Below are 25241 nucleotides of genomic sequence, written 5' to 3'. Positions count from 1 at the left end.
CGCGCTCATGAAATCGGCACACGCAACCAGCCCGTGTTGCCAATGAAGGCCGGAAAACTCTAGCCCTTGCCGAGGGCGCATCGGGGAGCAGCCCATGGCGGGGAGACAGTTGAAGAAGTGCCGGAGGGCCGGACTGGTTGCCCACATGATGCTGAGTTCCGCACGCGACACCCGGCGCTTTTCGATTAACCCGGCTTTATGTGATGTTGTTCGCTTGCGCGTTGCCGGTTCCGGTTCCGGTTCCGAGTGAAACTCCTCCGGTACCGCGCAGCGTGTTGGAGAAGACACCGGTTTGGGTCACATTGTTTTCCAGAGCTACGCCAGGGCCGCTAAACGACGATGTTTGCGGACTTACTGTATTGCCAGAGATATTCCCGAAGGTGCTGGATGCAACGGTGGAAGCCGAGACCAGAATTGCGGCCTGCGTTGCGCCAGATGGCAGCGAGACAATGTTGCCATTCACCGTAAAGGCAAGGCTGTCGATGATGCGCAGTGCATTTCTCGCGACGCCATCAATTGCATTAGCGGAAATGGCGGCCCGTCGTGTGTGGTAAACTAGAACACCGTAGCCGCCGTTATTCCGCACTCGATTTCCGGACATGACAAGTCCGAGCACCTTCCCCGCCTGCGCAGAATAGCCGATCTGAATTCCTTCACTCGTCGCACCATCAACGATGTTGCCATCGACAACAAGGCTATCGTAATTCGAGAGAGTCCCACGGGTGCCGTTGACGATGTACATGCCTTTGCCGCCAGCCCTCGACACGACATTTCCGCTCACTATCATTGATCCGTTGAGATCGCTCTCGTTGTGAACGGAGATGCCATTTCCGGCTGGATTTATGACTTTGTTGTCTCTGATCACACCAGACCGGCACTCAAAATTAATGCCTTGACCGGGCGACCCGATGGTCGTGTTGCGCTCGATATAGATATCTTCTGCAGCAGCATGCGTATCGATCGCGTCACCAGGCCCCATTGAACCGCCGCGCGCCCACGCGCCGCCGGAGACGCGGTTGTCAGCGAAGCTAATCCGACGTGGAATACCGCCGTTAGCCGTCTGATTGTTTGTGGAAAGGGCGTGTCGGACGCGACTAAACTCGCCGTGATGTATTGAGATGTCTTGGCATGCATCGATTACACTCACACCATATCCGGTCGAGGATGGCCTTGCGTCCTTGCAGACAGGCTTCACAATTTCGCCCTTCATGCAGTCTTCCAGCCAGAAAACGCGATCATCCATCCGCTCACCCGAAATCGACTCGATCTGGAAGTCTTTGGCAAGACGCAGGCGAAAAGCCTTTTGATTGTTCTGTTCTCCAACGCGACCGATAAACGCGCCTGCAATCCATTTCACATCCGCAACAGCCGTTACCTTCGCGATCTGTGGCGAGGTGCCGTATGTTGCCGAGAGCGGAATTTCTAGATCAATATAGCCGGTTGCCGCGTCAGCAAGTCCGGTGACAACATTCAACTCCCCATAGGTCATATTCGTATTGAAAGAATCGTAGATGTCGGCTGACTTAATCTTGACCACATCACCGACAGCGAGTGATTGAGCAAACACAGATGTCGAGCGAACCCGCGCCGCACCCAATTGCGCGTTGCCGACGGTGATATTGGCGAAGACGCCGATAGTGCCTGAGACCGTCACGCCAAAGGAAGAAGTCGCTGATGCCGTCATATCGAAAAGCGCTTTACGGTGGCACTCGACGCGCAAGCCAGACTGATTTGTAGATATCTCAGTATCGAGTTTGTACACGCCCGCAGGCACATACCCTTCCGCACCGGTCAGTCGCAACACATCCAGCCACGCTTGCAACTTTGGCGACTGATCAAGTGCACTGTTGCGCGCAACGCCGATCATGGCAGGCGTGATGCGCTGCTCCGCAATCTCCCACCATGCACCGTCAGCGGATTGGAATTTGGCCGCATGAGAGGGTTCCGCGCCGACCTTCCTGTAGAGCGCATCTCCGCCGTCACCAGTGGCAGTAAAGCCATTCACTCGAAGACCTTCGATGCCGGTCGGGACCGACAGCGCCCCCATACCGGCGACAGTCGCATAAATCGGCACATTGCCTTGGCTGACAGCATCGGAGGCGTATCCCGCTGCGATATCGCGAGCAGCCTCGGCCGCGGCCTGCGCCTCTTCGGAGGCCGTCTGTGCGGCGCGGGCAGCCAGCTTGTTTCGGATCGAAGATGGGTCAGTGATAAGACGGAATTCAGAACCAACCCGGTATCCCGCAATCAGCATATCGGCCGTAAGATCACCGGCCTGCAGCGGCGTACGGTCTGGTGTGACGATGGTCAGCGGCGTATCGCCATTGAACGAAATAGTCGTTGGGCCAGTATTCTCGACCGTGACATTCACAGCAATCAGAGCCACACCGTCGGCCGATGGAACGGGGATACTCGATGTCGCACGAATGGCGTCAGATGCTCCCGAGCCGATATTGCTGGCACGAATGAACGAATAGGGCAAATCAGCGAGCTTCGTCCATGCCCCTGCGCCTGCCGCCCCTGTCTTGCGGTAGATGCCATTATTGGTAGCGACGCCATCCGTGATAACCCACGCCATTGTGGCGCTGGGAAACTGCAGGCTGGCATCGAGCGTCGCCTTGCTGGCGAATGCCAGACTGGAGCCAGAGCTGAGCGATGCATTGATCACTGCTTCGTAGCCAGTCAGAAGTTCACGGACCTCCACTTTCTTCGGCTGCCATGCGCCGCTGGCCGGCACGCCATCGGTGACGAAATCGCGAAACACGGTATCGGCGGTCTGCGCCATGTATATTCTCCATGCAAAAACGTCCCGCCGAAGCAGGAGTCAAAGTTTCTGATCTGTTGGTTGTTCAGACGGGCGTCGAAGCCGTCGTGGTCGATGACCAGTCGCCGATAAAGCCGGCACCGGACGTGATGTAGCGAAGCGCGAAATCGTAGGACGTGCCGTCGTCGAGAACCGGCGTTTCAACGACTGTTGCGTCGTGAGCGATATTCTTGATCACCGACCAGGTGCTGCCCGATGATTTCTTGTAACGGGCCTCGTAGTCGAAGGCCGGACCGGGCGGCGGGGCCAGTGGAATGCTCGCCTTCGGCCCCTCGATCATGTCCACGATCGGTTTTGCCGGGGTCGGGATACCGCTGCCCTGCGAATGATCGGAGGCCGGGGCGTCGCCTTCTTCCTGCGCCGCGCTCCACTGGTTTGCCGCCACCGGCATCGACTGCACAGAGATCGTGACGCCGGTCAGGATGTTGCCTTCACCGACGACGAACTTGAAATCCTGTATCTCGAACCGCTCATCGATCTGGAACAGCGGATACTGGATGCGGACATAGCGCTTGCCGAATGCAGCGAGGCCGCGCAGGTTGCACTGAAACGTGCCGACCCATTTCGGGTTGGCGCGGTAGGCCTCCAGCTTCATCAGGCGGCGGGCCTGCGAGTGCGACGGCGCCATGTTGAACTGCTTGTCAGTGGCTATTTCGCCGCGATCGGTCACATCGGCGGCGTCAACCCATGCATCGGCGTCGGCTGCCTGATAGTCGCTGGCCGGATCAAGGAAGGTCGCGCGGATCGTGTTGGCCGTGGACAGCACGTCACGGCCGCGCCCGAGCTCGCTGAAACCGGTTATGGTGTCCGGGCCGATGACGACGGTCGCCTCATCCGGGCCGCCGATGTCAAGCGTGAGACCACCATCCGGCGTCGGCACAAGCCGGCCGTCGCAACAGGCAAGCATACGGCCCAGCACATCGGCCGGACGCTCATCAAGGCGATAACTGCCCCAAAGCCGATAGCGCGGTTCCGTCCCGCCACCCTTCCTGCCGATGGCCTCCTGACAGCGATTATAAGCGGCCACCCATCCTGCCTGCGCCAGCGGCGTCGAAACGATGACTGCCGGCAGACGCATGCCGTCTGAGTGGGTAACGTAATCGCGGATCACGGCTGCGGCATTGTCATTCCATGCCGTCGCGCCCGTCACCGGATTCATGACCTGAGCGGCACGCATCACGACACGGAAGTTCGTGTTGATGCCGTTCGGCCAGCGTTTCATGTAGTTTTCTTGCGTCGCCGAGCCTTGATAGGCGTAAAGGCTCGCGGTCCCGTCACCCCGATGCGCGGTCGTCCACTCAGGAAAGGTGCTGCCAAGCTCCGAATAGTAGGTCTCGGCTGCCAGCCCGCGCCGCGACAGGATGCGGGCGTCACCGCTGCCGCCCCACGGATCTGTCTGAACCCATCCGCCGGAGCCCAGCGCGACTTTGGTGTCCTCGATCCAGAATTCCTCGAAGGCATCGATCGGCCCGACGCCGAGAGCAAGCACCTTGTGAAAGGTTGCGGCGGTCGCCTCGGCAAAGACCCATGCGCCCGAGACCTTGACGCGGCCGTAATGCCTGACACGCGGCTGCAACGGCTGTTTACTCGACTGCTGCATGTCCTCCGGCTTCGGCTGGGGTGGGCTGAAGATCGAGGATGCGAGAAAGTTCAGGCCGATGGAGAGGCCGATCACAGTGCCGTAGGTCAGAAGCGTGGTGGCGATGCCAAGGGCAGCCCCGGTGACGCCGGCCGAGGTCAGGCCGAGAAGGATGATGCCTTCGATGAAACCGGTCTTGTACCGGTTCGGGTAGTTCAGGGCGGTTGTGTCCTCCAGGCATTGATTGAAGCCATAGAGACTGGCGCGCCGCCGCATCCACGAAGTGCTCATATCGCCCACGCCTTCCAGAAATTCTTGAGCGGCGCGGCCATGAAGCCGTCTTCGTGCCGTGTGATCCAATGCGCGCCGGCGTGCAGAGCCGGGCCGATGCGGTCGCCAAAGACGACGAGGCCAACGTCACCGGCCAGCGGCTCCGAGGTCGTTTCCACCCCTGCCCGGCGCATGCCGCGGTTCATCAGTTGCGGCAGGCGTGGAAGCAGGGCGAAGGCCGTTTCTCTGTCGTGGTAAAGGATCAGTCCAGCCGTTACGGGCGACACGCCTCGGCACAACCTGACCCAGCGATCGCACATCATCGTGCAGTCGTCGCGCGCCCACGCGAAAGGCTTCGCAGCCTCGGCGGCGATGAACTCCTCGACGATCATGAAAACCTGCTACCAGCGCGGATACTGGAACGTCTTGAACAGCAACGACGGCGTAAACTGGAAGAACTTATCGCCCGGCGAACGCTTCTGCTGGTCGCGGTCGGTGTAGCGGCCGTAGGGCGGCCGGGACCGGTTGAAGAAGGCGTTCTCGGCCGTCATCGTTACGGTCTGCACAGCGCCTTCCGTGTCCTGCATCTGCGAACGGTTGACCCGTGGCGGCTGCATGAAGCCCCACCAGATACCGATTGGCGCACCAAACGTCTGCCAGTCGGCATCGAACAGTTGCAGATAGACTGTCACAAGCTGCTGCGTGACGGTGGGAGACTCTTCCAGCGCCTTGGCCAGAAGGCCGATACTGTCGCCGGGGATGCCCGAAACTGTGAAATTGACTGCCTCGGCCGTACCACCGGTCGGCATGGACAGGCCGTCGATCTGACCGGAGCCGTACATCGGCTTCCACGTCTTGCCGCCGGCCGGCAGTTCCGTGTTGCCGTTCCAGACGCGGACGGTGCCGGTCGTGAACTGGAACTCGACCAGCAGATCGAGCCGCACCGTCGATTGCGACAGATGCTCGATCTGCGCTGGCGTGAAGAAATCAGCCATCAGCCTTTAGCCTCGATCTGCTTCCGAAGCATTACAGCGAGCGCCAGCAGAACTTCCATGTCCTCTTCTGGCGTCACCGACAGGAGCCAGGTGGCCAGAATAGACGCTATCCAACGACGAACTTCGCGCAGCAGCATCAGACGTCCTCAATGAAATTCACGGTCGGGAACCCCCAGCGCGCGCTTTCCAGCGGCAAATCCATCTCGCCATCTGTCGCCAGCTTCATGCGGCACACAGGCCAATCGAACTCGAGGCGCGAACCGGCCGATGCGGCTTCTCGCAATGGCGGCCGGAACGTGATCGTGGCGGCTGTCTCCGAGGTGTAGACCACCGATCGAAGCAGATAGAGCCGTCCATCAATTGAGAAGTGCTGTCCCGGCTGAATCAGACCGGCAACGTTGACGTTGATCGTGGCTGACACCGCCCGCAGCGGAGCGGAACCGGCCAACGTCACGTCAATGACTTGGCTGATGTAACCTGTGCCGTCCGAGAACCACGCGTTGTCGGAATGGGGCACCGGAGCATAGAGGCCGGCTTCCTCGGCTCCATCCGGCACCGGCTGGTAAAACCGCGTCACCGGCACAAGGATCGGGTTAAGACGCCCTTCGAGCAAATTGGCCACTGCGCGCCAGGCGAGGATTTTGCCTGCATCGACAACGGGGACCTCCTGATAGGTCGCTTTCCATATCCCTGCGTCGGAAGACGTGACCTGTGACTTGCCGGAAACGGACGGCGGGCCTGACAGTGACCTTGGCGCGATATCGAACGTCGGGTGCTGTGGTGTCAGCACGTCAAAGGGCCAAAGTATCGTCATTGATAACCCGATGTGCTTTCGTCTCGCCCGCGGACGGGGGACGATTTATTGAATAGGGCTGCCGCTGGCTTCACAGCTTGTTAACCGGCCGCGCTCAGCATCGGCCCGCGTTGTGTATTGAGTACGCGTCTCGGCAACACGCTGACGGGCGGCAACACCCCGCTGTCCGTCAGCTGCTACCCCGCATTACATCTTCCGAGCCTGCGCTTCGGCCAGCATCCCGGGCATCTGCGACTTCACCGCCTTTGTGCTTTGCTGAACCGAAACCTGCACGATGGTTCCCGATGCCGTCTGGATGCGCTGGTCTGCGATCTCAGCCATGCGGCCGCTGTCATCGCGCAGGACGATGCGGACGGTATCGGCTGAAGGCCCGCTGGTGTTCGCCGCCGAGTGAAGCCGGGCCGGCGCGACATGGCCACCACCGGCATAACCCTTCCCATAGCGATGAAGCTGATCCAGCGCACCGATACCAATGCGATCCGTGGCACGCTTCGAGAACACATATTCCCCGCGGTGGACGATACCGGCAGGTTGATACTTCGCACCACGACCGGTGTAGCCTCCGTTCGCGAAGCCAAACAGCTTGCCGATCCCGCCAAAAATGGCGCCGAGAAACCCACCACTGGAACTGCCCGTCGCGGCGCCGTTTACTTGGAATATGGCGTCGATCAGATCATTCAGCAGCTTGTCGATGATCTTGTTGATTGCGTTTCGAGCGGCGTTCGCAAAGCTTTCCCAAAAACCTTTGCCCTGCTCCAGCCCCTGTCGAAGGTCGGAGACGAAACCCTTCGTCGTTTCCTTCGCAAAGTCATAGGCTTCCTGAAGCCTCTTGGTAGCTGCTTCGGCCGCAGACATCTGCTGCGCGAGACCTGCGATTTCGGCACGTTGTGCCGCCGTCAGATTGATGTTGTCGTTGGCGGCCTTGTTCAACATCTCCTGCTCGTAGCGCAGGCGATTTGCGGCTTCCTCCGACATGCCGACAACACGCGCTTCAAGCTCTTGTTCGGCTATGAACTGACGAGCGTTCTCAACGATCTTCTTGTAGGCGTCGGCTGCCCGCTGTGCGGCCTTACCTGCCTTGTCGAGACCTGAAGCTGCCGCACCCAAACCGCCACCACCGCCGGGCAGGTCCGGAGCATGTGGCTTCGGAAGATCGGCAAACGCGATCTTGAACTGTTCCGCAGCGATGATAGCCGATGACTTTGCCGCCTCGCCTAAATTTGTGGCACGGTTCTCAAGGGAGGCGATCGAACCGGCCATCGCTTCGGCCGAGACGCCAAGCATGCGCAGAATGCCGCCAAACGTCGCTTCGGTTGACCGAAGAATGTCGGCCATCGCGCCGGCCCAGACGGCCTGGATCGAATCTCCAGCGGCGCGGAATGCCCATACAACGGCGTCAAGCAGGATTTCGGTGCGGCGGGACGCTTCACGGAACGCGTCTGCCCAGCCACCCGTCGCGTCAACCAGCCTCCCAAACTGATAAACCAGTTCACCGGCAAGCACGATCACCGCCCCGATGCCGGTTCGGATCAGCGCGGCACGCAGCAGCGCAAGAGCTCCCGTGAGCCCCATGGTGGCGACCTGCGCCGCCACAAATGCGGCGACGTAATAGCTGCCGTACATCGCAACTGCTGTTGCGCCATAGGTGACGATCCTGCCGATGTTGTCCGCGACAATGATCAGACCAGCGGCAAAGGTCTCGGAAGCCCCCACGGCCTGATCGACACCGCCAACGAACTGCAGAAGCGCATTGCGGATCAAAAGAAGGCCATCGCCAATCGTGGCAGGCATCTTCTCGGCTTCTTCCTGAAGCTGTGTTAGACGCTTGGTCAGCGCGTTATAGATCACGTCGCCGGTGATCTTGCCCGCAGTTCCGAACGATCGGAGCTGGTTCACGCCGATCCCAAGCTCTTCAGCCAACACCTCAGCGACGCGGCCGCCGGACTTCAGCACGGTATCAAGTTCGTTACCGCGAAGCGCTCCGAGCGCCATGGCCCGAGACAGAGCATCCTGAACCGACGCGGCCCGTTCCGCCTTGGCTCCGGAAACGACCAGCGCAAGGTTCAGCGCCTCTGTGTAATCCAGTTGCTCTTTCGTGCTACGGCCCAGTTCCTTGAGAACCGTCGAGTTCTGGATGAAGCTTTCTGCCGACAATTCAAGTGATGAGTAGGTTCGACGCGCAACCTGTCCGATACGTTCAAGGACGACGCCACTGGCATCCATACTGCCGATGGCAAGACCGACGCGGGCGTCGAGATCGGACCAGGTATCCGCGAAATGTATCAGCGCGGCTCCCGCCGCGGCGCCAACCACCGCACCAATAGCACGGGCCGCCAGCGTCGCTGCTTTGCTGTAGCCGCCATATGCCTTTGCGGCACGATCGGCGGAGCGGGCTGAATTGTCGTTCGCCGCCGCCGCCCGCCTGCCGGCGGCTTCCGTGTGCGCGCCAAAACTGTCGGCGGCCTTTTCCGCCTTGGCTGCGGCCGCGCGGATACGCTCCAGATCGCGCGATGCATCGACAACCTCGCGGCTATCAACTGCCAAACCTAATTGGGCCAGATCCATGGAGCGTTACCTTCTGACACCGCCCTTGCTTATGGAGGCAAGGCCATCTTTGAGCGCCTGTTGCTGATCTGATGCGCTTGCCTGCTTTGCGGTCTGCGCAAGAAAGAGATCATCGATCGCCTCGATCAGCTCGACGTCACGAGGATCAAGGCGCAGGCCTGTCCGTCGCACGAAGGCGTCAATGGCTTCTATCGTGATCGGATTAGGTCCGTTGAACCCGGCCGGCGTCCGGCGCCGGATGCGCGCCCACGCCTGCCAGACGTAGGATAGCGCGAGTGGAAACGGTGGCGTGACAAGCTCTGCCTCAAGTTGGGCCGCAATACCCGGACGGTTCTTGCGAACCGCTCTCTCAAGGCGACTTTCCAGCCTGTCTCGCCGGGACCTCCCCTCCTCGTCCCGGTCGAGTTCGAATGCGCGCTCGGCATAGGCGGTTAGCTGTTCTCCGAGCGCTGCGTAAAAGCCGCGTCGTCGCCGAGGAATTCGAGCGACTGGATCAGCAGCGTGCCCTTGCGGCGGTCGGTCAGCAAAGCCTTGGCATTTTCCGGACTGAACGGGTGGTCCTGGCCATTCATCTTGATCGGAGACCAGCCCAGCAAGCGCTCCACGACAAGGCGGACATTGCGTTCCAGCACTTCGTTGGGCGTCTCGTCCGGTGCTTTCCACTTCTTGCCGTTAACCTGTGCCTGCTCCTGCTCCTTTTCGCGGCGCAGGCGCTCTCGGGCCAAGCGATTGGATTGCTCGATAGTCTTGGGATGGCCGGGGCCGGCGAAAGTCCACTTCCAGCCGGTTTCGGTGCCGTCGTTGCGCTTGACGACCATCACATCTTCATCGGCGGCGTCGAGTTCGGTAAGGTCGAATTCATCCGTGGCGACCTGTGTCACCTGTTCTTTGGTCATGTCTCACCTGTCGGGTTATTCGTCGGGATGTCGGGAGGTGGGCCGCTGCGGTCCCGACAACAGCAGCGGCCCGTCGCGCGCGATTACGGCGTGACGATCTGCTCGCTGGCGACTTCGTAGACGCCGGTGTTGATGCCCACGTTGAAAGTCCGTCGAACGACGTTCGAAACGTTGCCGAGGTTCACGGGCTGGGACATGACGAGACCGGCGTAGTAGAGCACGGAATCCGTGAATTCCGGCGCGCGGGCATCGGCAAGCTCGATCTTGATCGGATAGTTGAAATCCGTCTTTTCCGCTGCGATGAACTGTTCCTGCCCATCATCGAGCGGATCGCGACCGACAACGACTGCTTGAGTGCCGGCGTTGCGCGGCCCTTTGAGCTTGCGAACACGGCGATTGCCGACGGCGGTGAAGGTGATTTCTTCCGAGGTATCGCCCAGTTCGCCGAAATCCTCGACTTCCTCGACCTCGATCCAGTCGTCGATGCCCTCGAAGAAAGCGAGCGCGGCAACATCGGTCATCGCATTGACCGTATCGGGCACCACGGCCGTGGGCGAGATGAACAGCTTGGTTCCCGCGTTTTTATGGATCGCCATGGGGCTTCTCCTTCATGTCATGGCAAAGAAAAACCCCCGCCTACGGCGAGGGCGACTGACCGGCTCTTTCGGCCGGAGTGGATGGTGTTGAACGCTATCTGGCGAAGCAATCGTAGAGGATCGTCACCGGGACCCGGATGCGATCAGTATCCTGCAACGGCCGCGCCACCGAAGGCTTGGCGCTGACCCGCACTGTAACGCCCTGCCCGCTGATCCTGAGGCCTTTGGGGAAATGAGCCGCAACCCGGCCGACAATCTCCATCGGCGCGACAATGCCGCCGCCCGCCTTCGAAACGACAGTCACCTGAAGAATGCCCTGGTGCTGCGTCGTTGCATCATTGCCGACGAACAGATTGACGTTCGTGTTCGGCAGAAACGTCGCCTCGACGTAGCTTCCGGCTGGCGGCGTAAACGGTACATCGGGCCAAGCGACCGGCAACGGTGGCGACAGAACAAGCTCCGCCAGCCGCGCCATGAGAAGGCCGGGAATGATGCTTTCGACGGTTGCCACCTAACCTACCCTCGCCTTTGCTTCCGCCGTGGCCCGCGCGACGTGTTTCGGCCAGTTCTGGGCCGCTAGACGAACCATGCCGTCGCCGGCCTGCCCATGGGTCCCATATTCGCGATAGGCCGCGTAGCTCGCGGTGTAGGTCGCCCAGATCGTGCCGCCGAGTTCGGCACCGGCAATCACCAGTGCGTAGGCTTCGTTGGCCGGATATTTCTGACCTTCTACTGGCCGTGCATCCTCTCGGATCGCCGCTGGTGCCGAGGTGGACACGACGATGCTGGCCCGGAGGAAGCCGGTATCAACGCGCGTCCGGTCGATCATGTCTTCGATGACGTATTGCGTCGCGGTCTGGAACATCGCCAGCATACGCCGCTGCGACTTCAGCACCCATTCATCAACTGCTGCCGAGAACGATTGCTGCGCCAAAGGATCACTCGATGTTTGCCAGATAGTCGATGCGATAGGTCAGGAAGCACCGGCATGCGATGATCTCGCTGGCCGGAGCCGATGGATCGCCCGGAAACTGCAACCGAGCGCCGGAGGGCGAAGTGAAAGCCTCATCCATACCGACGCTCTCACCATCGAGCACACGGTGCGTGTCTCGCGTCCGGTTGTCCTTCGTAGCCTTCCAGACCTTACGCACGTCCTGGCGGCTGACATTACCCACTGCAATCGCCTGCTCGAATGCCTCTCGCGTGGAAGCGTTCAAGCTCGACAGGGTTTCGGTGCGGGCGACAGTCTCGCCGCGCAGCAGAAGAAGCGAATCCGAATAGCGGCCCAGCATGCGATCGACCATATCGACCGGCATCGCCTTCTCATCTTTGATCGCCGCCAACACTGTGCGATCGAAACGCCTGTCGCGCCGGTTGCGCGTCAGGTAGTGCCGTAGCGCCGCCGGATCACCGGAAAGCAGCTCTTGGCGCGCAGAGGCGATATATTCCGCCTGGGTGCTGGTAAGTCCCAGAATACCACCCTCGCGCTTTCCAGTGGCCCGGTTGATCCGCCCGACGACATCGAGCGCTGTCGAGCGCGGGTTGCGCCCTTCTTCCATACCAACGGTCATTGCGACACGCGCCGCCTCGCGCATATCCGCGGTGATGGCGGTGATCAGGTTCGAACTGTGTTCGGCAAGCCAGCGCTCGGCGCGGATGTTGCGCACATCGAACCAGACAACCAGCCTGTGGCCTTCCGGATCGCGCAGCGCAGGCATACCCGCCACCGCCGCCGTTCCGCCGGCGTTATAGGCCAGGCGAATAGCATTCTCGACCGGGTTGAACGCGGCGCGATCGATATGCAGCGCCTCAATGGCGCCGATGATGTCGTTGCGCTCCAGTCGCTCAACGATCCGGCGAAGCTGGATGTTCGAGCGAATGTCCTCGACGGCATCCTCGAACGCCTTGCGGATCAGCGGCTCGAAGTTGGCAATCAGTTGCTCGAATTTCTCACGGGATGAAAGACGTTTGAGCATGGCTCACTGCCTTGAATACTGGACACACTGCTGCTGAGGAATGGTTACCATCACCTTCCCTGCCGGCATTGGCATGAGCACCGTTTCAGATCTGGTGCACACCCACTCAGCTTTGGTTAGGGTCAGCTTTTCGGAATTGGCGTAATAGATTGCGACCGCGACCAAAGCGACAATGACAACCGCGGCAATGGCCATGATGCCTGGTATTATCACCCGCGTGAGAAGGAAATCGTTCATCGTTTCACTCCCATCGGATACAGCACTGCCGGCCCAGCCGGATTGAGCGGCGTACATCCCAAGACGGTCCATTCGCGACCATCGAAGGTCAGTACGTCGAGTGACTGCGGCTCGATGATGTCCGGACCAAGTGTTGACGTCCGCGTCATCACCGGCGACATCAGCACGTAGCGCAGCCGCTCATCGATCAGCGTCCCGCCTTCCAACCTGTTGTCGAAGGCTTCGATCGTGCCTTTCGAGGCTGGCAGGACAGCGGCAAACGCCAAATAGGTGGCCGTGTATGCCACACCAGGCTCCCACGGCTTGGCCGGGTCGGCCTCGCTGAACTCGCGACTGATCAGGAGTGAGCGGCCGAATTTTTTCAGCAGGCGCTCGGCCGTGGCCTGCGATTTCGCGTAGTTGAACTTGCTGGCCATCAGACCACCAGCGCGCCGGGAATGGGTTTGACCAGCAGGGGAGCAAGCAGGCCTTCGATCACAGTAACGATCGGTGTGGCGTCCGCCAGAGCATCGCCACCCGGATTAGCATACTGCACCTCCAGATCGCCAACCTTCTCACGCACGACACGAGCCGAACCGGACGTGACCACTGAAAGACTGCCGGGCTCTCGCAGCTCGAGCAGAGCCGCTTCGTAAGAGGCGTTGATGACCCGTTGCGGAACTACGTTGTCGGCGATGCCCGGAACACCAATACGCGGCCACGTACGTTCTTGGTCCAGCCCACCAGTGGGCAAGCCCATGAACCGATCGCCATAGGTACCGTCGATATAGATCGAGCCGCGATTGCGCGCCGCTGTCACGTTGCCAGATGGGACGTCATAGCCATTCGTATCGGCATAGGCCTGAAAGCCGTCATCCGTTCCATAACCAGCCATTATTGCTCGCCTTTGCTAACGCTTTGTCAGGCTCTTGAGGGGGATGATCGAGGATGGCTCCTATTGGCATTACCTTCGCTCTCATCACTCTATTTGTCGCCATTGTGCTAGGCGCAGTGACCGCAGGGAAATTACGGTGGGCTCATCCCGTTGTGGTAGCTGCCTTGTTTGCTGTGGTCGCCGTCTACAATTACCTGAATCCTAATGAGGTCATCTCCCTGAGCAAAAGAGGGTGGAACGGTATTTGTCAGACAAGTGCGTCCCGACTGGGGTTGACCACACCAAATTCTGCACTGCCGCCTGAAATGACTGATGGTGTTCAAGCAGTTGAGCCCACACATCAATTCTTCGACTGGTTCTGCGGGAAGTAGGCCCGGCAGCGGGAACTGCCGGGTCTTTTGATTACGGGTTCGTCGCCAGTTCCATCAGGGCGGTGACGATCTCGTCTTTCTTGGCCGGCGTCCTCTCGCCCAACAGCTTGGATGCTGCCGACTTGAAAGACATGAACGGGATATCGCTGTTGTCAGCCATGGCGAGCACCTCGGCCGCGGTCTTGACGCCGCCACCTTCCGGTGCCGCCCCCGCATCGCCCTTCTCGATCGACAGCAACTTTGTCAGGCGCTTCGCCTGATTCAGACCGACATCGTCGAACTCGACTTCCTTGGTGTCGCCGGGACGGATGAACACCCGCCCCGACTTGCCATTCACGCCCTGCAGCGCCTTGCTGATATTGGTGACCTTCATGGTTCCCTCCGTCATGCCGGCGCGGTGATTTCGTCGCCGTACGCTGCAGCGGCTGGAAGGCGCCATTCCGTGCCACCGGTACGAGCGATGACGCCCTGCTCGAAGGCCATGATGGACTTCTGGCGCGGCTGAAGGACACGACGTGGCATGGGCAGGTGGAAGCGCAGAACTTCCGGGTCACGCCGATACACCACCATGCGACCACCTCCGTCCTGGCTGGCGGTTGCAAGTTCGCGCAGCGGCTGGATATCGAGCTGCTGGCCGGTCTCCGCCGTATAGACGTTGTTCTTGCGCAGATAGTCCAGAAGGTTCAGCACACCGTCACCGGCACCGAGACGACGGTTGTTGAGGAGGCGGAACGCTTCCGGCGGCAGGCGCAGGCTGTCGATCCATTCGACCTCGAGCGTGTTGTCACGCACGCTGCCGATCAGATCGTTGATGTCCTCGAGGATCTGATCATTGGTCTTGGCAGACCAGAGCGTCGAAGAGCCCGTGCCATTGGCGGCAACGTCGGTGCGGGAGACCGCAGAACTGTTGACGAAGCCGGTCCAGTTCTTCTCGGTCGAGCCCTTCATCGCGATGTCGTTCAGAAGGCGCTCTACCGACTGCGACGACGCCATGGCCTTGGTGTCGCTGAGCGGAATACCGTAGAGGGCGGACTGGTTGACCTCCTCCAGGTTCCACTCCCAGCCGGCACCGATCATGGCGAAGTCATGCGCCGCCTGGTCGCGGGTGGCCGAACTGAACGGCAGGTCGTTACCGGCGCCGGAAATGAACTTAGCCTCCCCGGCGATGTCGACCGTGAAGAACATGGTGCCGACGGCCCATTCGTTCCCCTCGGTGACGACAGGGACGTGAGCCCCATAATTGAAGGTCGGATAGCGCTTCTGATAGATGCGCGTCTCGACGTTGCGCCCCTGCGTGATTACGAAGGGGAATGCAGCCTGCGCATCGGCGAAAGGCTGCCTGATGATCTGGTTCATGGTCTGTGGTCCTTTCGTGAACCGAGATTATGGGGTCACTTCGGGGTGGATCGTGGCCCGCAGCCGCAGGCTGATCTCGACGATGTCGCCGTCACCACCGGACGTGTCGAACACGGCATCGGGGATCGGGCCGACGATATTGGCTCCGGCAGCTCCGACGTATCGCCCGGTCGAAGTGTTGTAGAACACCTCGCCGCCGTCACTGACATTGCCGCCGGCCGTGACGTACATCGGGCCCTGGGTCATGAATGCGCCAGTGAAGTGCTGCGGATAGGCGTCGGGGTTGTCCGCATCGCCCGGGACCGCGGGGTTCAGAATCGCGATGCCGAGGAAAGTGCCGGACGCGAACGCCACGACACCGTGGTCACTGGTGCCGCGCTGAACCGGAGTGCCGAACTTGATGCCGCCCGCGCTTTCCACGGTACGGCTGATCCGGTTCGACTTCTCCTCGCTAGCGATCTGGCCATGAAGGCCCTTGGCCGGGCGCTCGGTATAGGTGGTCTGGTAGGTTGCCATGTCAGAACCTCCTCAATTGGCCTTGGCCGGCTGGTGGGCGGACATCATGTCCTTCACCATTGCGACATAGGCTTCGGCCGCGCCCTTATCGGCATCGCTGGTCTGCTGGAGACCACCGGCAACGACGGTACGAAGCGGATCGACGGGCTTCACGTCCTTGGCCACGGCCTTGAACATGCCGGCGACTTCCGCGTCCGACGCGTCCTTGACCATCTCGTCGCCGAGCTTGGCCTTCACCGCGGCGCGGCGAAGATCGGCATCGGTCTTGCCATCGGTTTCGATCTTGGCATCGATTGCCTTGACGGTGGTCACGAGTTCGGCACGGGCCGCCACCATCTTGTCGATGTCGGCCGGCTTCGGTGCCGCGTCTTCCAGCTTCTTCTTGTCGGCTTTCAGCGTGCCGATTTCCTCGTCTTTGCTGGCGAGTTCGGCATCCTTGGCCTTGACGGCGTCGGCGTGGGCCTTCTCGACGTCAGCAAGCTTGGTCTGGTGAGCCTTATCGGCATCAGCGAGTTTGGCTGCCGAGGACTCCAGGTCCTTCAACAGCTTCTGGATGGCCTGGGCGCCCTGGTCGGTCGTCTGGACCGACAGTCCGTCCACGACCACAGTACGAAGTGCGTCACTCATGGTGACTGTCTCCTTGTCCATGGTTGGGGTGATCGGGGCCGGGCCCCATTTGCTCGCATCACCGATGCGAACTTCTGACCCGGCCCTGCCCCGCTGCACGATGGCGACGTGGTTGGCCCGGATATTCTTCTGAACGGCGTCGTATGCCTCGCCCTCCGGCGTTGTGCCGGGTTCAAAGGCCAGATCGCAGGTGTAACCGGCCGAAAGCTCACGCTTTCCACCTTCGATGTCCTTGATCGCGGCGGCGTCGGCCACCATCAGCGGTACGCGGATGAACGTGCCGTCACGGGCAATCTCATCGGCGGTTTGACCGACGGCGAGTTCCTTCCAGTTATCAGCCGTCACAACCTCGTCGGGATGGTCATTGGTGACCGGACGATGGGCGAACGAGGCCAGTGTGTCGCGGCTGAAAACCTCGCCCTCAGGCCGATAAACCCTGACCAGCGGGAGATTGGGTTTGCCAACCTCCCAACCGGCATAAGTCTGGATACCGATGCGAGCCACGCGGGCGTCGGCAACAAGGTAGCCGTCATCGCGCCGGCGCGTTCCCGCGACGGTTACAGTATCGATGAATTGCATATAAGATCGCTCCAAACAGGGAGGACTGGACGATGGCAAAGACAAACGAGCCATATCGCTACATTGAGGTTGAGAGCTACAAAGAGCCGTCCACGTCCTCTACTCCCACCACTCTTGGCCATACACCGTTTTGAAATAAGACTACGCTGTAACGTGCTTCACCGCCCACATGACGGCTTCCTCGATCTTCGTCTTGGCAATGGACGTCTCCCGGCTATTGCCAAGCGCCGAAACCCGGTCATGAAAGGCCAGACCCATGTCCTTGACTTCCTGCATCACTGCCTTTTCCTCGTCGGATAGGACGCGATAAGCATGACGCATCGTATTGTTCGCGGTGCGATCGTCGGATGTGCTGTCAACGCTCGGCATCTTCGGTAATCCCTTCTTTCCAGTTTTCCTTCACTTCCTCGAATACCTCTGGCCCCAGGACGATTTCACCGGTCCATGGCCGCACCTTCGACAGATCGCCGTCGAAGCCGTAGCTAATCGTGACATGCGGCTGGTATTCCGGATGATCCCAAGAGGTGCCCTGCCGTTTCATGTCCTCATGGCGCCAAGACAGTGCTGACGATGAAAACAGCAGCACCGTAGCTTCGCCGAACCGCTCCATCATGCGCGGCCCGCCAGCGCTGATGACGAGCCTGCCGTCCTTGCCGGTCCAGTCCTCCCCCATCTTCATCCAATCGACCGGTATCCGGCTGAACGTGATGGTTACGTGGAGGTCATCTGCGGGCAGCGTGGTTTCGAGGCCCTGCGCCTTGAAGTGAGCAATGATCTCCTTGGCATTCAGAACGTCGCGGCGCACATACAGGGTGCGCGGCGCAGCGTCATTCGCGGCCTGCCACCGAGAAGGCGCAGGCAGAGCCGCCGCAACTTCGTCCTCATCCTCTTCCTGATCGGACAACTTGCCGTATTCCTCGATTGCCGCCTCAAGGCCCGGCAGCGAGCCATCTTCGACGAAGGCATTGACCAGCGCGTCGGACAGCGCCTCGACCGGCATCAACGGAGGCTGTCCGTTGCCACCAGCGATCGCCCTCGCCCCATCAGCCTTGGTCTTGAAGATGTCGGCCCGTTCCTTGTCGGTCATCTGCCAGAGCGGCGCCCACGTGTAGTGGATCGAAGGATCGCGCGATCCCAGAGCCGAACGGATTAACGCCTCGTCCAGCCTGTACATGGCCGGCGTCATCTCGATTTCCTGCATGGCCGAGATGCGATCATAGTAGTTCCGCAAATCAGCCTCGCCGGTGCTGTTCAGCCCTGCCGGCGACTGCCCGAGGAGCCGCGTGGCAGGAATATCGGCAGCGCCCGACACGATAGTCAGGAAGCGGTCGAGGATATCAGGCAGTGTGGCGAACGATGCCGACTTGGTCTCGTATTCCTCCTCCTTGTCGAGCATCAGTGTGCCGTTGATGCCCTTCGCCGTGTTGGCCAGCGTGTAGCGCTCGAGGATTTTCCGCTTGTATTCCTCGTTACCGATCGAGGCCATGAAGTTTGGAACGCGGATGACATCGACCTTCGCCTCAAACACGAGAGACGCAATGTTGGCCGCGGTGCTGTCTGCGTTTTTGACAGCATCCAGCACAGAGGTAAGAACGCTATCGCCCCAACCCTGATGAAAAGCCAGGTCGTCGTCACCGATCGCATTGCCCTGAAAGATGGCAAGGCGGCTGGGATGGACGTCAACCGTCGCCCCGTCCCGGCTGTTCAGCCGATAGAAGGACGGCTTACCATACATTTCCGATGCCGGGTCCCGGTCGATTTCACCGGCACTCAGATGCTTGCGGCTGAACACCGTCAAATACCTGACGCCGCCGGCCGTGATGTTCTCGACCTCCAGTGGCTCGCGCAAGTTGTTGTCACCCGTCCCGATGAAGATGGCTGCCCCGCCCAACAAACGGGCCTGGGTGCGAGCCTGCATCACCTTGCCGCGAACGTTCAGCCGCTTTTCCTCGGATTCGATCTTTTCGATCTGCCCGTCGCCGGCCTGCCAGTTGCGCCAGTTCCGGCAGCTATCAAGTGCCGGAATGTCCACGATCTTCCTCGGAAGCCAAGCGCCACGGTACGCGTTGACGATCTGCTCATCGGACAGGATCGGCGTGGCATAGACGCTATGCGACGCCTTATCCCGTTCGGTTCCGAGCCTCGACACCAGATTGGTCAGGCTGTCGCGGGCGAATGCAATGATATTTGCCACGGCTGACCTCAGACGTTGTCGAGAGTGAATGTCGAACCCAGTGCCAGCTCGTTCAGAGCATCGGCAAAAGCGTCAACCTGGTCATCGAATTGAGCATTCGGAAAGGAACACACTTCATCGAGGAATGCTTCGTTCCATTTCGCCCGCACCAGCTTGACGTTTCCGGCCTCGGCTTGCGCCGAAGCTGGCTTGGCGCGCGTGGCTTTGTCACCGGTCACAGGCAGGGCTTTCACATCGTACCCGGCCAACAGCTTGATCTTGGTCGCAGCGTCGGCCTTACCGGCTGCGCCCGGGTCTTGCGGCATCCGTATGCGGACCGCCAATCCATCCTGACTGGCCGTGTTTTTCAGATTTCTTTCGACATCTGCCGGAGACCAGCGATCGCGCGTCACATCCTCGACGTAGAAAATGCCGTCGACCCGCGCCATCCGTAGCCCGACAGTCCAATCAGGTTGCCGGCCCGGTTTTGGCTGAGTTGCCGCGAAGTCCCATGCCCTGCAGCGCTCGGCGCCGGCAGGAATTGCATCGACTATCTCGAAATCCCCGCGCTGGAACATGCCGCCAGAGCGAGGTGTCGGACGCTGCTGGTACTGCCCCGAATACGCGTAGGAGCCCTTCGCTTTTTTAAGTCGCTCGATTTCCGCCGGCGGGAACCGCTCGGGGAATAGAAGCTCACCGTCTTCGGTCCGTGGGTCCTCGAAGAACAACTCGCCGCGGACATAGGTCCGACAGGCCCGTTCTGGATCAAACTCCATTGGCAGGTTGAGGTGGACAAATCCGATATCGAGTTCCAGAGCTACAGCTGCAACGTCCTGTTCGTGCAACCGCTGCATAATGATGACGATGGCCGAAGTCGTCACATCGTTGAGGCGGTCGGAAATGCCCTCCCGAAAGATGCGGACCGCTGCCTGCCGTTCCGTGTCGCTCTCTGCCGTCTCCGTCGAGTGAGGGTCATCGATCTTCACCCTGTCGCCGCGGCCACCAGTCATCGAACTGAACGGGCGGGCCTCGCTGAACCCGCTGCCGGTGTTCTCGAATTTCCCCTTCGCGTTCTGATCGTCTCGGAGTCTTAGTGGCCAGAGCGCCTGAAACTTATCGCTCTCGACCAGACGCCGAAGCTTGATATTGTCGCGCAGCACGTTCGGCTGGCTGTACGACGTCGCCAGGACCTGGATGTCAGGCCGCGCGCAGGGACCCCACTCCCACGCCGTCCAGAAGACCAGCACAAGAGATTTCATCATGCCGGGCGGCACCGTCATCATAAGGAACTGGATCTGTCCTTCCGTGACAGCTTCCAGGTGGCGGCACATCGCCCGAAGTGCCCAACCGAATTTCAGTTCCTTCTTCGGCTCCAGAACATCCCAGAATTCTACAATGAACCCTTCGAGCGACTGACACCGCGCCCTGATGCGTTCCGCATCGCGCGATACGCGCTCCCGCTCGGCCTCAGCCGCCCGCCTCGCCTTCTCCGCCCTGATCAGGCGCATCATCGTCGCCGGATCCGGCAAGCGGACCGAAGATGGATTCGAGTTGTGCGAGTTCATCACCGGATAGCTTGGTTAGGTCCACTGTTTGGATAGGTCCGCCGTTGCGGCCGGTGTGCTGCATGGAGGCGAGGCGCGGGTGCATGTAGGGCGCGGCATCCTTGGCAATCGACGCCGCCTCGTCCCATCGCTTTGCGGCCGCGTGTTCGCGCATCGCCGTCAGCATGACCTCCAGCGGCGTCAAACCTTCCTTGGTGGCCCGGTCCGCTATTTCCCGCGAACGCCGCGTTGTAGCTCCCTTGGGCCGCCCTGCACCTATCCTCTTGCCACCGCGAGCCACGTTTGATTACCTTTGATTGTTTTCAAAGCGGGAGGCACAATTGGCAGACACTGTTAACATCGAAACCGGGGTCGGTACCAACCAACGTGTGGCGCTGGATTTGGCGAAAGTCATCCAAAGCACTGCGCACGACGTTGGTCCGCTAAGCCGCGAACAATGGCTTGAACTTTATCATGAATGCCTTCAGGCGACCTTTGGAAGGTACAGGCCAAAGTCCTAGCGGGCGCGCTGCCAGGAAGCGTCCACGCAGGCAAACGAGCCGGTGCCGCTGTAGGCAACCGGCCCTCCAAAATGTCAGCCGATCCGAATATGCGGGTCGACGCGCGAATATGCTTCGGCCGAGAAGCGCCAGTTGGTCAGGGGCTGGTTCATGCGAACGAAGTCATCGGCATGGGTGTCACAACTTCGGGACAGCGTCTCGATCTCGTGATTGACCGCCGCGACCTTCATCACATCGGGCACGACATAGCCCGGCGGCTCGCAGGTCAGGTTGTAGATGCCGATATCGCGATCGACGGCCGAGGCCGGTGCAATCGCGAAGAAGGCAGCCGCCAGCATGGCAAGGCCGCCGAACAGAAGCGTTCGGATACTTCGCATCAGGGTTCCTTTCGGTTTGGGGTGCCGCGATTACCCGCACGGCCGGGAACTAAGCCGGCGTTAACCGGTCCAGGCGAGAATTGGCCCATGGCCGACAACATCTACAAGTTTCGCCGGATCAAGTGGGGCGATCCTCGGAAGATGAGCGTGCTTGTCGAGGATTTGACGACCCGCAAGCGGCCGTGGATGTTTATCCTTCTTGCCTGTCTCGTGTCGGCCGTAACCTTCACAATCGTCTATCTGGCGTGACGCTGACCTGACTGCGCTACCCTGTTGAAACCGATGCCGGGCTACCTTCCCGGCTGACCGCCTTTTTATCGGAACTGATACCCGCTCCAGCGGTTAGCTCTGACTAACCAGAAGGAGTTTCGAGATGGATCACACCAAGCATGTTCGGCTGACCAATGAAGAACTGACCGAGACCATTCTTGAGGGCGCAACCATCTACGGCCCTGGCGACGAGAAGATCGGGTCGGTGTCTCATGTGCACGGGATCGGCGGTGGCGCACAGGTTATCATTGATGTGGGCGGTTTTCTGGGTATCGGCGCCAAGCCGGTTTCAGTACCGGCCAACCAACTCGACTTCATGCGTGACGAGGACGGAGATGTCCACGCGCTAACATCATGGACGAAAGATCAGCTTAAAGAGATGCCCGAGCATCAGGATTGAGGAGGCTGCGATGCCCCGCGGAGACAAGTCCAAATACACTGACAAGCAAGAACGAAAGGCCGATCATATCGCAGAGGGCTACGAGAAGCGCGGCGTTTCGGAGAAGGAAGCCGAGAGACGGGCATGGGCCACAGTCAACAAAGACGACGGTGGCGGCAAGAAGCCTGGCGGCTCGGGGCGCGGCAAACACACAGATCATCCCGCCGCCCATAAAGGTGGCGAGAAAGGCGGTCGCGCTTCTGCATCCCGATCGGCTGCTGACCGATCTGCATCCGCCAAAAAGGCCGCAGCGACAAGAAAGCGAAACGCAGAACACCGCGCCCATCACTGACGAAACTTATCTGCGGCTCTCGCGTTGCCATTAGAGTTGCGGGCCGTGTCAACCGGGCCCGACGGTACGGTGAACAGGACAGTCTTTTTCCCGGTTTCTCTTCCTGGCCAACGAAATGGCAGACGAGCACCTATCCCGTCCGGCCCGCAGCGATCACCTTCACGCCGCCTTCTTTTTCTGCGCCTCTCGCTGGCGCCGGCGCTCGTTGCGTTTGGCAGCCCAGGAAAAATCATCGAATTCTGGCGGCATCACTGTTGCGAAAGCATCATCGGCAAGCCATGAATTGAGCTCATCTCGCCTGCCCGCTCCTTCCTCGACTGTAGCCAAAACATGCCCGTTTTCATGGCCGCATGACAACACTCTGATTTCCCGGTTTTCGTCATGCAAATCGCGTTTCCCGGCGAGATGATCTGAAATCCGCTGTAGTGCCCGGTCTTTTCTCCTTCTGCCGGTCTCTGGATGGATACCCTCGATCTGAAAGCACCAGCGTCGGAACGACTTGCCGCCGGCTTTGGCCCGCGCCCATGCCCACAACGCCCGCCGCTCGCAATCGTCATTAGTGGCCACCAGCCAGTCGAAGACCTTCTCTATAGCGCTAATCTCTTCTGCGGTCGGCATCGCGGCCAGGCGCTCCCAGAAAGCTTTGCGCTCATCGGAAAGCGGGTCTTCGCCCTCGACAAGCCAGTCGCCACGAATAAGGCGGCCCTTTTTATCGACCACCCTGCGCCCCGGTTCTTTCCGCCAGCCGTTTTTATCGGCTTGGGTGTGGACATACGGAAGCTGTTGCGCCCGTAGCGCTGCGGGACCGACATGCTCATGGCTGTGGCGGTCGATCTCAGCAGCTCGGATGAAGATGTTCGCGATATCGCCGATGTTCATGTCGTCACCATCTCCTTTGCCGCCAAGGCGGGTCGCGACACTCAATTATATTCGCACCATATGGCTCGATATAGACACCGCACTCGCATTCCACGATGCAATGCTCGCGCGCGGCGTGCCAGATTCCGGCATCGTCTTCCTCAACCTCCGGAACCGACACGGCAGCACCACAGACAGGACATTCGACCGTCCATTCCATCGGCACCATCGACGCGCGGACGAAGTTCGGCTCGTCGTTCACGCGCGCCTCCTGTCGTCATAGAGATCGGGCTGGACGGATCTGGGTCCGAACGCTCTCCACATCCGCTCGTAGATCATTCCTGCCAGAACTGCGCTCAATGGGAACACGCCGCGCAGATCCTGGCTGATCCATTGCAACTCGCCGACCGGCGTTGCATCCCATGCCGCCAGCCATTTCGAAGCGTCCTCGACATACTCAGGACAGGCCCTGACCAGCCCCGAAACTGCACCCAATGCGGCCTGATCAAGCGAGGCCTTGTTATTGTCGGTTTCGGCCAACGTGGTCATGACGAGCCGAGCGTGCTCAACACCGTGCCGTGCGAGGATCTTCTGCAACGTTCCAACGGCACGCGTCTCACCGGGGCCGGGATAGACCGACTTCGGCACTATCCTCACCTCGAATTCGTCACAAAGTGCCTTGACGCGAGGATCGATCACGTCGCCTCCTTCGGACGTTCGACGGTGCGTCCTTCCCTACATCTACGAAGGGATTCCCGACGACACGTTCGGCAATCTCTGTAGCCATCCGGCCGATGGTAGAGGTTTGCACCGCTTAGAGGATGACCATGAACGCAATGGGTCTTTGCCGCGTTGCCGTGAACTCTCTTGGCTCTCCCGAGAGCTTCGTCTTGGCTCCATCCGCGACCGAGCCGCTTTCGAGCGGTTTCCGGATGGACGCCAGCCCGGCGGCTTGCCTCTGTGAGGCAAATGTCTTCTCCATCAACAGTTACGATGGTGCTCGTGCGTCGATTGGCTGCCTGCTCGGAAGCGGTTGCCCATCGGACGTTGCCGGGTTCGTAGTCGCCGTCATTGTCGGGATAGCGATCTATGGTGTGATGACTTGACGGACGCGGCCCTAAGTCTCGATAGAAGGCCTCAAAGTCTTCGCGCCAACGTCGACACACTTTGATACCCCTCCCGCCGTAAAGTTCGTAGGAGTCGCTCCCTTCGTATTCGCATCTCTGGATCATAGCCCACCAAATTCTGTACTCCGGGGTCCATGACAGGCGATGGGATGCGTTCATGTCGTACGCTATCTCACGCTTGATGCACCCGCACGATTTTGTATGTCCGTTGCGAAGATTTGTTCCTGTGACGATGCACTCACCGCCACAGTCACATCGGCAGCGCCACAGCACCAAGCGCGACTTGGTCCGTCCAGCAACGCAGATAGCTGAAAGGCGACCGAACTTATGACCGGCAATATCTTTGTAGTGGATCATGACTGTTTATCTCGATTCCGTGAGACCTGACGCACGACGGCGGCCTCGATGGTCGTCATGCGGTACCCACATGTTTCGCATTCACGTCGCCGTTTGACACCACCACCCGTAGGGCGCGTCTCCAATGTCCGAAGATGCAACGACCCGCACGACGGGCAGAACAGGCCATGTGTCGATGCTGTTGGCCGGTGTTTCTGGCGCTTCACAC

Annotated in this window: 32 protein-coding genes; 4 read left to right on the top strand and 28 right to left on the bottom strand. The window is 60.2% G+C overall.

Annotated features, from left to right (window positions below; translation table 11 throughout):
• Positions 1–196 precede the first annotated feature (196 nt).
• From C7441_RS17105 to C7441_RS17040, 16 genes are all read right to left on the bottom strand, one after another.
• Positions 197–2785, bottom strand: coding sequence for a right-handed parallel beta-helix repeat-containing protein (locus tag C7441_RS17105; protein WP_109613914.1), 2589 nt, complete (start codon positions 2783–2785; stop codon positions 197–199).
• A 64-nt stretch (positions 2786–2849) separates the two neighbouring features.
• Positions 2850–4694 carry a fibronectin type III domain-containing protein gene (locus C7441_RS17100; protein ID WP_109613913.1) on the bottom strand — a complete coding sequence of 615 codons (1845 nt, stop codon included), beginning with the start codon at positions 4692–4694 and terminating at the stop codon, positions 2850–2852.
• Entirely contained in the window at positions 4691–5065 is a 375-nt protein-coding gene (locus C7441_RS17095; RefSeq protein WP_109613912.1) for a DUF6950 family protein, read from the bottom strand. The genes C7441_RS17100 and C7441_RS17095 overlap by 4 nt, the downstream gene beginning before the upstream one ends.
• A 9-nt stretch (positions 5066–5074) precedes the next feature.
• Positions 5075–5668 carry a hypothetical protein gene (locus tag C7441_RS17090; protein ID WP_109613911.1) on the bottom strand — a complete coding sequence of 198 codons (594 nt, stop codon included), beginning with the start codon at positions 5666–5668 and terminating at the stop codon, positions 5075–5077.
• Positions 5668–5805 (bottom strand): hypothetical protein, encoded by a 138-nt coding sequence (locus C7441_RS24115; RefSeq protein ID WP_170125166.1) that lies wholly within the window; start codon positions 5803–5805, stop codon positions 5668–5670. Before C7441_RS24115 ends, C7441_RS17090 begins: the two co-directional genes overlap by 1 nt.
• Complete coding sequence (locus C7441_RS17085; protein ID WP_109613910.1) at positions 5805–6482, bottom strand: hypothetical protein; 678 nt, start codon at positions 6480–6482, stop codon at positions 5805–5807. The genes C7441_RS24115 and C7441_RS17085 overlap by 1 nt, the downstream gene beginning before the upstream one ends.
• A gap of 186 nt (positions 6483–6668) precedes the next feature.
• Entirely contained in the window at positions 6669–9047 is a 2379-nt protein-coding gene (locus tag C7441_RS17080; RefSeq protein ID WP_109613909.1) for a tape measure protein, read from the bottom strand.
• Between the two features lie 6 nt (positions 9048–9053).
• On the bottom strand, positions 9054–9368 hold the full coding sequence (locus tag C7441_RS24640) for a phage tail assembly chaperone (protein WP_425326598.1): 315 nt from the start codon (positions 9366–9368) through the stop codon (positions 9054–9056).
• 110 nt (positions 9369–9478) lie between these two features.
• Positions 9479–9943 (bottom strand): branched-chain amino acid ABC transporter, encoded by a 465-nt coding sequence (locus C7441_RS17075; protein WP_109613908.1) that lies wholly within the window; start codon positions 9941–9943, stop codon positions 9479–9481.
• 83 nt (positions 9944–10026) lie between these two features.
• Positions 10027–10539 (bottom strand): hypothetical protein, encoded by a 513-nt coding sequence (locus C7441_RS17070; protein WP_109613907.1) that lies wholly within the window; start codon positions 10537–10539, stop codon positions 10027–10029.
• A 94-nt stretch (positions 10540–10633) separates the two neighbouring features.
• Positions 10634–11050, bottom strand: coding sequence for a DUF4128 domain-containing protein (locus C7441_RS17065; protein WP_109613906.1), 417 nt, complete (start codon positions 11048–11050; stop codon positions 10634–10636).
• The gene (locus C7441_RS17060) at positions 11051–11473 is read right to left on the bottom strand and encodes an HK97 gp10 family phage protein (RefSeq protein ID WP_109613905.1); all 423 of its coding nucleotides are present in this window, start codon (positions 11471–11473) and stop codon (positions 11051–11053) included.
• Positions 11474–11477: 4 nt separating this feature from the next.
• On the bottom strand, positions 11478–12515 hold the full coding sequence (locus tag C7441_RS17055; protein ID WP_109613904.1) for a phage minor head protein: 1038 nt from the start codon (positions 12513–12515) through the stop codon (positions 11478–11480).
• A 3-nt stretch (positions 12516–12518) separates the two neighbouring features.
• The gene (locus C7441_RS17050) at positions 12519–12752 is read right to left on the bottom strand and encodes a hypothetical protein (RefSeq protein WP_109613903.1); all 234 of its coding nucleotides are present in this window, start codon (positions 12750–12752) and stop codon (positions 12519–12521) included.
• Positions 12749–13168, bottom strand: a complete 420-nt coding sequence (locus C7441_RS17045; protein WP_109613902.1) for a hypothetical protein — start codon at positions 13166–13168, stop codon at positions 12749–12751. Before C7441_RS17045 ends, C7441_RS17050 begins: the two co-directional genes overlap by 4 nt.
• Entirely contained in the window at positions 13168–13626 is a 459-nt protein-coding gene (locus C7441_RS17040; RefSeq protein ID WP_109613901.1) for a DnaT-like ssDNA-binding protein, read from the bottom strand. The genes C7441_RS17045 and C7441_RS17040 overlap by 1 nt, the downstream gene beginning before the upstream one ends.
• Positions 13627–13679: 53 nt before the next feature.
• On the opposite strand from C7441_RS17040, the gene C7441_RS24295 reads away from it, so the two are divergent.
• Entirely contained in the window at positions 13680–13997 is a 318-nt protein-coding gene (locus C7441_RS24295) for a hypothetical protein (RefSeq protein ID WP_210205673.1), read from the top strand.
• A gap of 31 nt (positions 13998–14028) precedes the next feature.
• Here C7441_RS24295 and C7441_RS17035 read toward each other — a convergent pair whose 3' ends face one another.
• The 9 genes from C7441_RS17035 to C7441_RS16995 form a co-directional block, all read right to left on the bottom strand.
• The gene (locus C7441_RS17035; RefSeq protein ID WP_109613931.1) at positions 14029–14370 is read right to left on the bottom strand and encodes a hypothetical protein; all 342 of its coding nucleotides are present in this window, start codon (positions 14368–14370) and stop codon (positions 14029–14031) included.
• 11 nt (positions 14371–14381) lie between these two features.
• Complete coding sequence (locus C7441_RS17030) at positions 14382–15353, bottom strand: DUF2184 domain-containing protein (protein WP_109613900.1); 972 nt, start codon at positions 15351–15353, stop codon at positions 14382–14384.
• A 27-nt stretch (positions 15354–15380) separates the two neighbouring features.
• Entirely contained in the window at positions 15381–15869 is a 489-nt protein-coding gene (locus C7441_RS17025; RefSeq protein WP_109613899.1) for a structural cement protein Gp24, read from the bottom strand.
• A gap of 12 nt (positions 15870–15881) precedes the next feature.
• Positions 15882–17075 (bottom strand): DUF2213 domain-containing protein, encoded by a 1194-nt coding sequence (locus C7441_RS17020; RefSeq protein WP_109613898.1) that lies wholly within the window; start codon positions 17073–17075, stop codon positions 15882–15884.
• Positions 17076–17216: 141 nt separating this feature from the next.
• Positions 17217–17396 (bottom strand): Acb2/Tad1 domain-containing protein, encoded by a 180-nt coding sequence (locus C7441_RS24505; protein ID WP_425326597.1) that lies wholly within the window; start codon positions 17394–17396, stop codon positions 17217–17219.
• A gap of 34 nt (positions 17397–17430) precedes the next feature.
• A complete protein-coding gene (locus C7441_RS17010) occupies positions 17431–19269 on the bottom strand; it encodes an anti-CBASS protein Acb1 family protein (RefSeq protein ID WP_109613896.1) in 1839 nt (612 codons plus the stop codon).
• 8 nt (positions 19270–19277) lie between these two features.
• Positions 19278–20759, bottom strand: a complete 1482-nt coding sequence (gene terL, locus C7441_RS17005; protein ID WP_109613895.1) for a phage terminase large subunit — start codon at positions 20757–20759, stop codon at positions 19278–19280.
• Positions 20716–20979: a hypothetical protein gene (locus C7441_RS17000; RefSeq protein WP_244916183.1), complete on the bottom strand. Its 264-nt coding sequence runs from the start codon at positions 20977–20979 to the stop codon at positions 20716–20718. The genes terL and C7441_RS17000 overlap by 44 nt, the downstream gene beginning before the upstream one ends.
• Before the next feature lie 408 nt (positions 20980–21387).
• Entirely contained in the window at positions 21388–21690 is a 303-nt protein-coding gene (locus C7441_RS16995; protein WP_109613893.1) for a hypothetical protein, read from the bottom strand.
• An 87-nt stretch (positions 21691–21777) separates the two neighbouring features.
• On the opposite strand from C7441_RS16995, the gene C7441_RS24110 reads away from it, so the two are divergent.
• The 3 genes from C7441_RS24110 to C7441_RS16985 all read left to right on the top strand — a co-directional run bounded on the left by C7441_RS24110 (position 21778) and on the right by C7441_RS16985 (position 22691).
• On the top strand, positions 21778–21939 hold the full coding sequence (locus tag C7441_RS24110) for a hypothetical protein (protein WP_170125165.1): 162 nt from the start codon (positions 21778–21780) through the stop codon (positions 21937–21939).
• 124 nt (positions 21940–22063) lie between these two features.
• Positions 22064–22360, top strand: a complete 297-nt coding sequence (locus C7441_RS16990; protein WP_109613892.1) for a PRC-barrel domain-containing protein — start codon at positions 22064–22066, stop codon at positions 22358–22360.
• A 10-nt stretch (positions 22361–22370) separates the two neighbouring features.
• Positions 22371–22691 (top strand): plasmid stabilization protein, encoded by a 321-nt coding sequence (locus C7441_RS16985; protein ID WP_109613891.1) that lies wholly within the window; start codon positions 22371–22373, stop codon positions 22689–22691.
• A 159-nt stretch (positions 22692–22850) separates the two neighbouring features.
• Here C7441_RS16985 and C7441_RS16980 read toward each other — a convergent pair whose 3' ends face one another.
• The 3 genes from C7441_RS16980 to C7441_RS24635 form a co-directional block, all read right to left on the bottom strand.
• Positions 22851–23570 (bottom strand): hypothetical protein, encoded by a 720-nt coding sequence (locus tag C7441_RS16980; protein ID WP_109613890.1) that lies wholly within the window; start codon positions 23568–23570, stop codon positions 22851–22853.
• Positions 23571–23807: 237 nt separating this feature from the next.
• Entirely contained in the window at positions 23808–24248 is a 441-nt protein-coding gene (locus C7441_RS16975) for a hypothetical protein (RefSeq protein WP_109613889.1), read from the bottom strand.
• A gap of 781 nt (positions 24249–25029) precedes the next feature.
• A complete protein-coding gene (locus tag C7441_RS24635; RefSeq protein WP_425326596.1) occupies positions 25030–25239 on the bottom strand; it encodes an NrdR family transcriptional regulator in 210 nt (69 codons plus the stop codon).
• Positions 25240–25241 lie beyond the last annotated feature (2 nt).

Source organism: Pseudaminobacter salicylatoxidans, assembly GCF_003148475.1.
Classification (GTDB): Bacteria; Pseudomonadota; Alphaproteobacteria; order Rhizobiales; family Rhizobiaceae; genus Pseudaminobacter; species Pseudaminobacter salicylatoxidans.
This window is presented reverse-complemented; position numbering and strand designations above follow the sequence as displayed.

Excerpts from the sequence above, each read along its gene's own strand:
- C7441_RS17080 (WP_109613909.1), bottom strand. The coding sequence starts at position 9,047 with ATGGATCTGGCCCAATTAGGTTTGGCAGTTGATAGCCGCGAGGTTGTC.
- C7441_RS17085 (WP_109613910.1), bottom strand. The coding sequence starts at position 6,482 with ATGACGATACTTTGGCCCTTTGACGTGCTGACACCACAGCACCCGACG.
- C7441_RS17100 (WP_109613913.1), bottom strand. The coding sequence starts at position 4,694 with ATGAGCACTTCGTGGATGCGGCGGCGCGCCAGTCTCTATGGCTTCAAT.
- C7441_RS16995 (WP_109613893.1), bottom strand. The coding sequence starts at position 21,690 with ATGCGAAGTATCCGAACGCTTCTGTTCGGCGGCCTTGCCATGCTGGCG.
- C7441_RS17035 (WP_109613931.1), bottom strand. The coding sequence starts at position 14,370 with ATGAAGGTCACCAATATCAGCAAGGCGCTGCAGGGCGTGAATGGCAAG.
- C7441_RS17025 (WP_109613899.1), bottom strand. The coding sequence starts at position 15,869 with ATGGCAACCTACCAGACCACCTATACCGAGCGCCCGGCCAAGGGCCTT.
- C7441_RS24505 (WP_425326597.1), bottom strand. The coding sequence starts at position 17,396 with ATGCGTCATGCTTATCGCGTCCTATCCGACGAGGAAAAGGCAGTGATG.
- C7441_RS17050 (WP_109613903.1), bottom strand. The coding sequence starts at position 12,752 with ATGAACGATTTCCTTCTCACGCGGGTGATAATACCAGGCATCATGGCC.
- C7441_RS17070 (WP_109613907.1), bottom strand. The coding sequence starts at position 10,539 with ATGGCGATCCATAAAAACGCGGGAACCAAGCTGTTCATCTCGCCCACG.
- C7441_RS17075 (WP_109613908.1), bottom strand. The coding sequence starts at position 9,943 with ATGACCAAAGAACAGGTGACACAGGTCGCCACGGATGAATTCGACCTT.
- C7441_RS16990 (WP_109613892.1), top strand. The coding sequence starts at position 22,064 with ATGGATCACACCAAGCATGTTCGGCTGACCAATGAAGAACTGACCGAG.
- C7441_RS17095 (WP_109613912.1), bottom strand. The coding sequence starts at position 5,065 with ATGATCGTCGAGGAGTTCATCGCCGCCGAGGCTGCGAAGCCTTTCGCG.
- C7441_RS16980 (WP_109613890.1), bottom strand. The coding sequence starts at position 23,570 with ATGAACATCGGCGATATCGCGAACATCTTCATCCGAGCTGCTGAGATC.
- C7441_RS17030 (WP_109613900.1), bottom strand. The coding sequence starts at position 15,353 with ATGAACCAGATCATCAGGCAGCCTTTCGCCGATGCGCAGGCTGCATTC.
- C7441_RS17090 (WP_109613911.1), bottom strand. The coding sequence starts at position 5,668 with ATGGCTGATTTCTTCACGCCAGCGCAGATCGAGCATCTGTCGCAATCG.
- C7441_RS24110 (WP_170125165.1), top strand. The coding sequence starts at position 21,778 with ATGGCCGACAACATCTACAAGTTTCGCCGGATCAAGTGGGGCGATCCT.
- terL (WP_109613895.1), bottom strand. The coding sequence starts at position 20,759 with ATGATGCGCCTGATCAGGGCGGAGAAGGCGAGGCGGGCGGCTGAGGCC.
- C7441_RS24115 (WP_170125166.1), bottom strand. The coding sequence starts at position 5,805 with ATGCTGCTGCGCGAAGTTCGTCGTTGGATAGCGTCTATTCTGGCCACC.
- C7441_RS16985 (WP_109613891.1), top strand. The coding sequence starts at position 22,371 with ATGCCCCGCGGAGACAAGTCCAAATACACTGACAAGCAAGAACGAAAG.
- C7441_RS17055 (WP_109613904.1), bottom strand. The coding sequence starts at position 12,515 with ATGCTCAAACGTCTTTCATCCCGTGAGAAATTCGAGCAACTGATTGCC.
- C7441_RS17105 (WP_109613914.1), bottom strand. The coding sequence starts at position 2,785 with ATGGCGCAGACCGCCGATACCGTGTTTCGCGATTTCGTCACCGATGGC.
- C7441_RS17045 (WP_109613902.1), bottom strand. The coding sequence starts at position 13,168 with ATGGCCAGCAAGTTCAACTACGCGAAATCGCAGGCCACGGCCGAGCGC.
- C7441_RS24295 (WP_210205673.1), top strand. The coding sequence starts at position 13,680 with ATGGCTCCTATTGGCATTACCTTCGCTCTCATCACTCTATTTGTCGCC.
- C7441_RS17040 (WP_109613901.1), bottom strand. The coding sequence starts at position 13,626 with ATGGCTGGTTATGGAACGGATGACGGCTTTCAGGCCTATGCCGATACG.
- C7441_RS17000 (WP_244916183.1), bottom strand. The coding sequence starts at position 20,979 with ATGCTGACGGCGATGCGCGAACACGCGGCCGCAAAGCGATGGGACGAG.
- C7441_RS17020 (WP_109613898.1), bottom strand. The coding sequence starts at position 17,075 with ATGCAATTCATCGATACTGTAACCGTCGCGGGAACGCGCCGGCGCGAT.